The 12,118-nt window shown below is 39.3% G+C and carries 7 protein-coding genes; all 7 read right to left on the reverse strand.

The annotated features are described in order from the left end of the window. Positions 1–44: 44 nt before the first annotated feature. Positions 45–2,882 (reverse strand): excinuclease ABC subunit UvrA, encoded by a 2,838-nt coding sequence (gene uvrA / locus Q360_RS0105585; protein WP_027076222.1) that lies wholly within the window; start codon positions 2,880–2,882, stop codon positions 45–47. A 658-nt stretch (positions 2,883–3,540) separates the two neighbouring features. Further along, positions 3,541–3,798, reverse strand: a complete 258-nt coding sequence (locus Q360_RS0105595) for a hypothetical protein (RefSeq protein WP_027076223.1) — start codon at positions 3,796–3,798, stop codon at positions 3,541–3,543. A 188-nt stretch (positions 3,799–3,986) separates the two neighbouring features. Further along, positions 3,987–5,171: an acetate/propionate family kinase gene (locus tag Q360_RS0105600; protein ID WP_027076224.1), complete on the reverse strand. Its 1,185-nt coding sequence runs from the start codon at positions 5,169–5,171 to the stop codon at positions 3,987–3,989. Between the two features lie 333 nt (positions 5,172–5,504). Beyond that, entirely contained in the window at positions 5,505–7,598 is a 2,094-nt protein-coding gene (pta, locus tag Q360_RS0105605) for a phosphate acetyltransferase (protein ID WP_027076225.1), read from the reverse strand. Between the two features lie 152 nt (positions 7,599–7,750). Beyond that, on the reverse strand, positions 7,751–8,893 hold the full coding sequence (locus Q360_RS0105610; RefSeq protein WP_027076226.1) for a DUF819 family protein: 1,143 nt from the start codon (positions 8,891–8,893) through the stop codon (positions 7,751–7,753). Positions 8,894–8,897: 4 nt separating this feature from the next. Then, on the reverse strand, positions 8,898–10,694 hold the full coding sequence (locus Q360_RS0105615) for a PLP-dependent aminotransferase family protein (RefSeq protein ID WP_394331938.1): 1,797 nt from the start codon (positions 10,692–10,694) through the stop codon (positions 8,898–8,900). A 348-nt stretch (positions 10,695–11,042) separates the two neighbouring features. Beyond that, positions 11,043–11,996: an MBL fold metallo-hydrolase gene (locus tag Q360_RS0105620; protein WP_156950018.1), complete on the reverse strand. Its 954-nt coding sequence runs from the start codon at positions 11,994–11,996 to the stop codon at positions 11,043–11,045. Positions 11,997–12,118: the final 122 nt, after the last annotated feature.

Consider the following 12,118-nt stretch of genomic DNA (forward strand, 5'->3'; position numbering starts at 1 on the left):
CTAATGATTGCACGTTAATTTAAGTATCTTAATTTCTTTTAAGGCTACTTGATATTCATTTCTTTTTTCAAAAAGGCTGCCGTATAACTTTTTTTGTCCTTGCAGATTTCTTCTGGTGTTCCTTTGGCTACCAATTGGCCACCGGAACGGCCACCTTCGTAGCCTATATCGATTACATAATCTGCCAGTTTTATAACATCCAGATTATGTTCAATAACTAAAACTGTATTTCCTTTGTCCGCCAATGTATTCAAAACTTCCATTAACACTCTAATGTCTTCAAAATGAAGTCCCGTTGTTGGCTCATCCAAGATATAGAACGTATTACCCGTATCCCGTTTAGATAGTTCAGTAGCTAGTTTTATACGTTGTGCTTCGCCACCCGATAATGTGGTAGACTGCTGACCCAAAGAAATATAACCCAACCCAACATCTTGTATGGTCTTTAACTTACGATGTATTTTAGGAATAAGTTCAAAAAACGACACTGCTTCGTCAATGGTCATCTCCAAAACGTCTGCAATCGACTTTCCTTTATAGCGAATTTCTAGGGTTTCCCTATTAAAACGTTTTCCGTTGCAGGTTTCGCATTCCACATAAACATCTGGTAGGAAGTTCATTTCTATCACCCGTAAACCGCCTCCTTGGCAGGTTTCACACCGCCCACCATTTACATTAAAACTAAAACGCCCTGGTTTGTAACCACGAATGGCCGCCTCTGGTGTTTTGGTAAATAAGGAACGAACCTCACTAAATAGGCCCGTATAGGTTGCCGGATTGGAACGTGGTGTTCTCCCAATGGGAGACTGGTTAATCTCAATGACTTTATCTATATGTTCTAGCCCGGTAATCTTTTTATAGGGCATTGGTTTTTTAACGCCATTAAAATAATAGGCATTCATGATAGGGTAGAGGGTTTCATTGATCAAGGTAGATTTTCCACTACCGGAAACTCCGGTCACACCAATCATTTTCCCTAACGGAAATTCAACCTTTACGTTCTTTAAATTATTTCCCGTACACCCAGAAAGCACTATTTTCTTTCCATTACCCTTTCTTCGAGTTTGTGGAATCGCTATTTCCTTTACTCCTGTAATATAATCTGCCGTTAAGGTATGGTGGTTTTTAAGTTCCTCTGGTGTACCTTGAGAAATAATCTCTCCGCCATGCTTGCCTGCTTTTGGGCCAATATCTATCACATGATCTGCACACATAATCATATCACGGTCGTGCTCTACTACAATAACGGAATTCCCTAAGTCTCGTAAGGATTCTAGTGATTTGATTAGTCTTGCATTATCTCGTTGGTGTAGGCCAATACTCGGTTCATCTAAAATATAGAGGACGCCTACAAGCTGACTCCCAATCTGTGTTGCCAAACGTATCCGTTGCGCTTCGCCACCAGAGAGCGATTTTGAGCTTCTGTTCAAGGAAAGGTAGTCTAGACCAACATCTAATAGAAATTGAATTCTAGTGCGTATTTCCTTTATAATCTCTCCTGCAATTTTTAATTGATTGCCTTCTAGCTTTTGTTCGAGGGCTGCAAAAAATTCTGCAAGTTCAGAAACATCCAAATGGGCTACTTCTGCAATATTCTTGTCGTCTATTTTAAAATTAAGCGATTCTTTACGCAAACGGGCGCCGTCGCAAGTAGGACACGTAATCTTGTCCATATATTCTTTTGCCCATCTTTTTATGGAGGTAGTTGCAGCGGTCTCAAACTGACTTTTTATGAAATTAGAAATCCCCTCATAATCAATTTTATAGGTGCGTTTTACGCCTAGGCTCTTGGAGTCGACCTCAAAATTTTCATTGCCGCCTCTTAATAGCACCGCAATCGCTTCTTTCGGAATTTTTTCAATGGCATCTGTCAGTTCAAAATTATAACGCTGTGCAATGGTCTCTATTTGCTTAAAGGCCCATGATTTCTTGTATTCTCCCAAAGGTGCAATCCCTCCCGCTTTAATGGAAAGTTTTTTGTTGGGAAATATCTTTAAGTCGTTTACTTCGTATACATGACCTAAGCCACTGCAATAGGGACACATTCCCTTTGGAGAGTTAAAAGAAAAGGTATTAGGTTCCGGAACAGGGTAGGAGATACCTGTGGTTGGGCACATGAGATCCCGACTGAAATATCTAGGTTCTAATGTTCCTTCCTCCAAAATCATCAACACATTATCACCGCTGTACATAGCGGTATTGATAGTCTCTGAAATACGCTTGTGCAGGTCTTCAGTTTCTACAACCTTCAAACGATCAATAACGATTTCTATGTCGTGGATTTTGTAGCGGTCCACTTTCATGCCCTTTACAATATCCTTGACCTCACCATCTACACGAACTTTTACAAAGCCCTGCTTGGCAATTTGCTCAAAAAGCTCTCTATAATGCCCTTTTCTAGATTTTATGATAGGTGCTAGCACATTTATTTTCTTGCCGCGATAAGATGCTATGATCAGTTTTTTTATCTGCTCATCGGTATAGCTTACCATTTTTTCGCCCGTATTGTAGCTGTGCGCGTCTCCGGCACGGGCAAAAAGTAAGCGTAGGAAATCGTAGATTTCGGTGATGGTGCCAACGGTAGATCGTGGCGATTTGGAAGTCGTCTTTTGTTCAATGGCGATTACTGGCGATAAACCATCAATTTTATCCACATCTGGGCGTTCCAAACCTCCTAAAAACTGCCTGGCATAGGCCGAGAAGGTTTCAATATACCGCCGTTGTCCCTCGGCATAGATAGTATCAAACGCCAAAGACGATTTTCCACTACCGGATAAACCAGTAATAACTACCAGTTTTTCCCTAGGGATAGTAACATCAATATTCTTTAGGTTGTGCACGCGAGCGCCCTTTACCTCTATATTTTCTTCGTAAGTAGTCATGTGTTCATAGCAAGGTGCAAAAGTACACTAATGCGACCTAACTACGAACTGTAGGAGCCTTGTGTTTTTGGTTCTCGCTTATATGGGTTAGCGAAATATACTTTTGAGGAACTGGGGTGCTAGCGTAGTAGATTTTTGAGTGATGTTTATGAGTATCGTTATCGGTTTGTGGATAAAACTTAGCGTGTAAAAAAATGCTAGCTATTCGGATTAAGACTTATTTGAATTTTTATAGTATGTTGTTAACTTTTCAATTTCAAAAGCTAAATTTAAAAATTTGGAAATCTTTATAAGCAACATAAACCTACGAAAAAGCCTTTACTAGCTACTTTTTATTACCATTACTTTTATCTGGTATAAAAAACGATTCAAAAGATTTTAATTTGTCTGGTTCTAATATTTTCATGGAGCCTTCTATTGTTCTTATTGCTTTTCGTGCATGATGTTCCATAATAAAATCTTTCTAAGAAATAGGTTTTGTCATATCGATATCAACAACGTTCATTTCTTTAACCCTATGATGTGTTAAATCATTTCTCAAATTAATGAACCATTTTAAATTTTGAAATTCTTCCTTTTCCGATTCTAATTCTTACTTATTGTTTAGCCTAGGGATTAAAGTAAATTTTGAAATAAGACTTAGTTTGTCTAGATGTATTTAAAAAAAACGTCTTGAAGAATTCATAATTCCATATTCATTAATATAGGCTTCGAGAGCCATTGTGCAGAAAACTACAGTAATCATCGCTTCGTTATGGACTGATTCAGCATATTTAATTAATTGATGATGATCAATGTTTTTTTTTAATTCATTATTCCTTTTGGTAACAAACGATTCAACCATACCATAAGCTTTTTTTACAATCTCTACGTAGCGGGAAGTGTTAGAGAATTTTATTTTTTGCGAATCGCTCATTATAATTTCGTAATTTAATTAATGCTACAAAGAGATAGTTAACCTTCGAATTTTAATTATCGGATAATACCAAAATTGGTGAATCCTAATATAAAAATAGATTCCTTAGGACGTGGGTTTTCCATAAGTTCTCAACAAGTACTGTGTATCAAAATAGGCTTTTGTCTTTTAATATGGTATGCGTGTTGTTACCCGCAAAGCTCAAACGCCTGTTTCGCAATTTCTAATTCCTCATTGGTAGGAATAACCAAGACTTTCACCTTAGCAGTCACATCGTTTATTTCCCTCAGCACGGAAGCTCTAAGCTCGTTTTTAGCATGATTTAGTGTAATTCCAAAAAAGTCCATATCTGCACAGACTAATTTTCTAAGGACGCTGGAATTCTCGCCAACGCCTGCGGTAAAGACTACAGCATCCAAACCGTTCATAGCAGCCGTGTACGCACCTATGTATTTTTTAATGCGGTAGGCGTTCATTTCCAAGGCAAGCTGGCAAGCCGTGTCCCCATTTTCTGCGGCTGTTTGAATATCCCTAAGGTCGCTAAAACCAGTGAGTCCTAGCATCCCACTTTTTTTGGTCAGTAGGGTGTTTACATCCTGCAAAGCATACCCTAGTGTATGAACCAAATGAAAAATAACAGCGTGGTCAATATCCCCGCTACGGGAACCCATGATAAGTCCGTTTCCGGGAGCGAAACCCAAACTATGGTCTACACTTTTACCGTTTACGATGGCAGTGATGCTACACCCGTTCCCGAGATGTATGCTTAGTATTTTTGATGCTGGTTTATTGAGATAGGCAATCGCTTTTTCTGAAACGTATTTATGACTGGTGCCATGAAACCCGTAGACCTGTATGCCGTGTTTGTCATACAAGTCATAAGGAATGGCATATTTACGCGCTTTTAACGGCATGGTCTGGTGGAAGGCCGTATCAAACACCGCAATTTGTTTGGCTTCTGGAAAGAGCTGTTCCGCGATGCTAATACCTTCTAAATTATGCGGATTATGCAAGGGAGCCAAGGTGGCGTATTCCTGAATTTCTTTTTTAACCGCTTCCGTAACCAGTACGGTGGCCGAAAACGAATCTCCTCCGTGTACGACGCGGTGGCCTACCACATCAATTTCAGAACTATTTTTCAGGACTCCTTTTTCAGCATCTAATAATACATCAGCTATTTTCTTGAGACCGACTTTATGAGTTTTAATACTACCTTCTTCTTCTATAGTGCCTTTGTCCGACTTGAATTTAAAGACAGCTTCATCTGAACCTATACGTTCTACCAGGCCGGAACAAGTGATGGTTTCCAAGGGCATTCGTATGAGTTGAAATTTGATGGAGGAGCTTCCGGCATTTATGATAAGGATGTTCATATTGGTTATTAGATTACTTTGTTAATGTGTTTTTGTTCTTCCGAGGCAAGCGCAATCCTGGGTACTTATGTCAGTTCGAGTAGTTTATTTTTCGATTTTTTAATGGAAAACAAACGGTATCGAGAACCTTTGGGACTTGAAAGCTTCTCGATACAACTTTTGCTTCTGAAAAGGTAGTAAAACCCATTCGAAGTGACACTTTGTCCACGCAGCAAACTCCATTGTTTCTCAAATTTTAGCAGAACGCTTCTAAATGATACAAATAAAACTGAAGCAATTATAAAGCTAAAGGTGGGAAGAGTTAACATAGCAAGGTCATTTATACGCTATGCTTTACAAGCCTTCCGCCTGTATAGCTGTTATGACCACTGTATTAAATATATCATCTACAGTGCAACCACGACTCAAGTCGTTTACCGGTTTATTAAGTCCCTGTAACATAGGGCCAATCGCCAATGCGCCGGTTTCTCGTTGCACTGCTTTGTAGGTGTTATTTCCGGTATTTAAATCAGGGAAAATAAACACGGTGGCTTTTCCGGCCACTTCGGAATCGGGTAGTTTGCTCATACCCACTTTTATATCTACCGCAGCATCGTACTGTATGGGGCCTTCTATTTTAAGGTCGGGTCGTTTTTGTTTTACAATTTCCGTGGCTTTTCGTACGCGGTCTACATCTTCGCCCATACCAGATGCGCCAGAAGAGTAGGAGAGCATGGCAATCCGTGGTTCTATACCAAAGGCAGAACTGGTATTCGCAGATGAAATAGCGATTTCGGCTAATTGTTCTGCATTTGGATTGGGGTTAATGGCACAATCGCCAAAAACGGTTACCCGATCGGGAAGACACATGAAAAATACAGATGATACCAAGGACACCTCAGGCCTTGTTTTTACAAATTGTAAAGCGGGAAGTATGGTATGCTGTGTCGTATGTATGGCACCTGAAACCATTCCGTCTGCATGACCTTTATAAACCATCATGGTTCCAAAATAGGAGACATCTGTCATTAAATCTTCAGCCATGGTAAGATCTACGTTCTTGTGTTTTCGAAGCTCGAATAGGGTAGTGGCATAGTCTTTAAAATAAGATGATTCTGCTGGGTCTATGATTTGGATTTTTTCTAAATCCAAAGCGATATCCAATGTTGTGAGTTTCCCTACTATTTGTGCCTTGTTCCCCAATAGGGTAAGTTCCACGGCGTTGGCATCGATTAATTGCTTTGCTGCTTTCAAGATGCGTTCGTCTATCCCTTCAGGAAGGACAATATGCTTTTTATTTTTCTTGGCGCGTTTCAATAAATTATACTGGAACATCCTTGGTGTAATACCAGTTGCCTTAAAGGTAATCAAGTGTTCTGCCAAGTTTTCGGTAGGTATATAGGTTTCAAAGTCACTAATTGCGGTCTGAATCTTTTCGGTATTTTCCGCATACATCTGAGATTTTATAGCACCAATACGGTTGGCCATGCCAAAGGTGCCTCCTTCCACAGAAATGATGGGAACAATATCCGTTAGCCCCTCTATAAGTTTACGAATAGATTCTTCTGGCGTAATACCGCCTGTGAGCACAATACCCGAGATGGATGGATAATTGGCCGAAATATTAGCCTGTAAGGCTCCTAAAATAATATCGGCCCGATCGCCTGGAGTAATTACAAGACCGTTTTCCTTTAAATGGTCCAGGTAGTTTCGCAGTTGCATCGCACCCACGCTAAAACCATCTACTCTATTATTGATATAATTGTGGCCAAACAAAATTTTACCGCCCAAGGTTTCCGTAATTTCTTTTACAGAAGGATTTCCCAAGATGGGATTTAAGGGAATAGCCGCGACCATAACATTTTCAGGAAGTTGTTTTTTGAGTTGTTCTGTAATGAGGCTCAAGTTTTCCTGCTGTACCTTGTTGGCTATGGCAGCCAATACCTGTACCCCTTTATCATCAAAGGAGTCATAAGCAATTTGTAGATTTCCTACCAGGCCTTCCAGCGTCTTGTCTACTCCGCTCGCTAAAATAATGGCAGGGATACCTAAGTTTTTTGCGATGATGATATTGATGTCAAATTCGATAATCGCTCCCTCACCAGTAAAATTAGTTCCTTCTACCAGCACAAAATCGGATTGTTCCTCTATAGCCTTATATTTTTCGATGATTTTACTGATGATTTCGTCTTCCTCGTCATCATTTTTCATGCGTATGACCTGACTTCGTGTAAAGGCATAAGCGTCTTCAAAAGGAATATCTAAGTTGAAAAAGTTGGTAATTGTATTGATATGATTATCAATTGTACCAAGTTCAAAATCATCGATAATCGGTTTGAAATAGCCCACTTTTGCGGCTTTGCCCAAAAGTAGGTGCATCAGTCCAAGTGATATGATAGATTTTCCACTATTAGGTTCGGTAGTAGCGATGTAAACAGCTTTGCTCATAGGGTGATTTTGATGCTACAAATTTAGGGGTTAAATCTGTAAAACGGAATGCCATACCTTGTTTATCCGTAGTTCCGAAAACTAGAGTATACTTGGGTAATAGCTAGCAAAAAGTAGAAGACTTATATCCATCTGTTTTTTGAAAAATATTCTCAAAGAATGTACACCACAAAAAACCCTAAATAGCTTCCTAAAGCAGTACCTAAAGTCCCAACTAAAATAGCAGGCAAGATTAGGTCTTTACGGTCAAATGTTTCTGCAAGTGCAATGGCAGTAGCACCGCCGCCAATATTAGCTTGACTTACGATAGCTATCATTTCCCAATCGCGATAGAGTAAACCACCAATAATAATTACGAAAACACCATGAAAGAAAACCGCTACACCTGTAAATAAAAGTAGGGTAACACCGACTTCTTTTAGTTCGGCAACGGCACTTAGTTCACAATATGCACCAATTACGGCTAAAAAAATAAAAACCAAGTACATTCCTAAATTATGGCTCCCTTTTAAGTTTGCAACAAATTTGGTTTGCGCCAGTAAAATCCCAAGGGTTGATAGAATAAGTATGGATGGGATTTGTGGTAGCAGGCTTGAAATACTTTCGGAAACAAAATAGGCGGTAACCCCTAAAAAAAGCAACCATATCAATGAAATGAAATCAATATGTTCATCTTCAATATTCGTCTTGTTCTGTGTATTGGGGGTTGATTTTAAATTCGTTTTATCCTTCCAAAAGCTTCTTAAAAACACGGGTAAGGCCAAAGTAGATAAAATCCATAATGTGGTCACCACATTATCTACTGCAATCGTTCCTGCATATAAAATCCCTTTTTCTTGAAAGCCATATTCCAAAGCCACGGCATTAAAATTGACACTACCGCCTGTATACGTTCCTGTTAGCATACCGGCAATTATTTTTCCATCTTCTCCTAACACTCGCTCTGGGGATACCAAAAACCAGGAAAGGAGTATGCCTAGGGTGGTTGCGAAGGAACCTATTAAAAACAAACCAATCATAGGTAATCCCGCTTGTTTAATAGACCTTAAGTTAACATTTAATAATAAATAAAAAATAGAGATTGGGGCGACATATGTGAAAATCGTACTGTATAGTTCAATACTGTTCGATGCCGAAGGAATTAGTTTTAGGTTCGCTAGAACTGCCGTGAAAAGAATAACCAATAACGCCGCTCCAAATTGTTTCCCGAATTTAGTTTTACCCGCATACACGGCTAAGATGACCATAAGGCATAATAGTGCTAAAACGTAAACTGGGTTGGTGATACCGTCCATTTATTTATAGGCTTTCGACAAACTTTAAAAATACGTTCTTGTGCAACTCAAGGTCCATATTAGGCGAAAGTGATACACGAACAATATAATCTTTGTCCCCTTCTTTTGTAGTTCCCTGTGTAGAGGTTGCGGGTATGGTCCAATAGCAACCCTGTAACTGCCCGTAGCTTACACAGAACTTACTTTCGCTAGGTATTTCGGTAATCATTAGATTGATTAATTTTAGATTTAAGGCTCTCTTGTAGGCCTCTTTTTCTTCGGAAGTATTCCCTTTTGTAGGCAGATCTAATGAAAATACGGAGGGTGTAAACCCGTCGGCTGCTAATGCGGTTGAAACAAAATTAATTTTCGCGGTTGGTAAGCTCTTTTGGATATAGTTTACAAATTCACGAGTATTTGTATAAGCATCGGTAATTCGTTGATTCATTGTAGGCAGTTGGGTTGCCAATATTTCATATTGGAGATCTGTAGCTTCGTTGTCGCAAAGTTTGAGGTGCAATGCTATGTTGCCCATCAACCCTTCCGTTTTTTTATTAGCCACACAGTAGCCAGCAGTGCATAGTCCGCCACTTGGAAATTTTGATCCGCTCGCGTATGAAATGGCCCTAACCGTAGAGAGGATTTCACCTTCACCCAAAAAGTACACGTTAGGACAAAATGTCTGATCTAAAATAAAAACAGGATCAATAGCAATTTCTCCCGTTGGGGTTTTACGTACTTTGTTTAAAGCGGCCTTTAATTTTGCCAAATCTGGTACTTCAACTCTGGGGTTGGTTGGAATTTCGGCGATGATGTACGGTACCGCGTCTTCCCTAGCAATTTTCGTTAACACGGTGTCGATGCTTTGCACCATATCATTATCACCATCTACTGGTAAATCTACCACTTCTACGTTGTCTATGCATGCAGCAACGCGCCGTGCTTGGTCGTTTGTGCCGCCATAGCAATTTGGAGGAACAATAAATTTGACCGCTTTTCCTTTATGATTTTCAAGCGCATGGTGAACGAGACCCATCATAATCGCATATTGAACAGATAGTCCGCTAGAACCGACTATAGGCGTTGTAGTTGTCCCGGTAATGGTAGAAATTGAAGCTAAAACGCTTGTTTTGTTCGCCTTAATAGTGCTTTCTTGATTATGAAAAGAAGATTGCTCTATGACCGACTTTAAGCCAGCAAGGCAATTGGCTGGCGTCATTGCAATCGTCTCTCTTCTTCTTACATGCTGAATTTCTGAGATATAAGATTTATTTTGTTCTCCATTGGCTATTAAAACGCTTCCTAAATGCGCATAAGCATTGATGAAAAAGTCAATATTTGGGTTGAGGTCAATAGTGCCAATTTTATCTTGTTGTGCTATAAAAATGGTGCTACCGTTAAACGGAGAAATGGCTGCTACGTTTTCCACTTTCTTTAGCTCAAATTGATACCCATATATGCTTCTTAAAAGATTTACATCTAACATTTCTGGTAACTCGCCTGTATAGATGATTTGGGTGTTTTTAGTAGCTAAAAGATTTTTTCTTAAGACGGCCAATACAGGAATTGTCTGTGATGAAAAACTGATTATAGTTTCTGGTTTTAACTGATGTGCCTGAGCGATTACCCATTCTAGTATGCAGGATAATGGATGTCCTAAGCGAATATAATCATATGCAGTAGGGAGTTTCTGGAGTGCAGATATAGCTGAATTATTCGTATTAAATAAGCTTTCAAACTCCTTTAAGAAGTCACTTTTAGCTAATGCCTCATCATAAATATCCAGTCGATGGGTAGTTAGGCGTAACCAGTCAGCTGGCATATGTTCTAACACATCTTTACTATAATTCAGTACATTATTTTTTTTATAAATATCTGGTCGATGGGTAGTTAGGCGTAACCAGTCAGCTGGCATATGTTCTAACACATCTTTACTATAATTCAGTACATTATTTTCTTTCATAGGAGGAAACTTTCATAAAAAGGTAAGCTACATTAATTAGATTTATTTTGAAAGTGTTACACGCTGTTTTGTTCGTTTATGGCACACCAAAAACTGTAAGGAGTAGGATACTATTCCTGTATACACTAGTACACAAGCCTATGGTAGCCGTTTATCGCTATAACAAAGAGCGAGTGCTGTTATTGAATACATTTGGTCTTAGATTTATTATTCAATCGTAATGGTACCCAAATGCGTTGGAATAATTACGTTGGTCTCTGGCGAAAGTCGTTTTACATCTTCTGCGAAGGGCCTTAGTTTTTGGTTAACCCCACTTTGTTGGCTAAATCCGTAAGGCAGGCGAAAGTTGTCCCAATGCGTGGGAATAATAATTTTAGGATAATTGGTAACCTTTAAAAGACGTTCGTTGTATTGGTATAGGCCCAGTTGTGAGCGGTTTACCCCAGCCAAAAGTATATCTGGTTCTTGCCCTACCAACTCCCGTTCTACAAAGTTCATCGATGCCATGGTCAAAATAGTGTGATTGGCAAAACGGGCCAAAAACATAAGCGAATTACCTTCGATAAACTCCGATACTTTGAGTGGTGTGTTTGGTGTTTCGGTATAGGTTCTGGAGTCGATATAATGTTTGTCGTTCAAAGCAGAATGTATGGATGGTATTACTTGAACAGAAAAATTTTCGAACTGATAGTCTTCTCCGCCCTGTACTGGATACAATTGTTCCTCAGGGATGCCATAGCCACGGAGTATATTGCGCGTGGTTTCTGTGCCAATGACCTTAGCACCTGTTTTTTTAGCGATATAAGGCACATCTGCCAAATGATCAAAATGGGAATGATGTACTAGGATAAAATCTGCTTTGGTAATCAAACTATCAATAAGCAAGGTATCTGAAACGAAAATATCAGATCGTAAAACCGTTTCTCGGGTATCATCGGAACTTACTCCAGGGCCTGTACCTAATTTTGCTCTAGTAATATAAGGGTCTACTAATACGGTTATATCTCCATCGGTTATTTCCCAACCTGCCGTGCCAAAATATTTCAATTTTACGGGGTTGTTTTGTGCGTTCATTGCTAGGCCAGTTAACATAACGAAAAGGACTACAAAGTTGAAAAGGCCCCTCGTGTTCTGCATTGATTGTTTTGTAAGTGTTTTCATAATAGGTTGGTTTAGCCAGGTTAGTCTTATTTTTATTGTCAATTAAAATAGTAGCGATTGAACTTGTCGGAATTAGCGTCTGGGATATTGGGAAGACCATTTGTTATTTAAATCTACTCTGT

The organism is Maribacter antarcticus DSM 21422 (genome assembly GCF_000621125.1).
In the GTDB taxonomy this organism is placed as follows: domain Bacteria; phylum Bacteroidota; class Bacteroidia; order Flavobacteriales; family Flavobacteriaceae; genus Maribacter; species Maribacter antarcticus.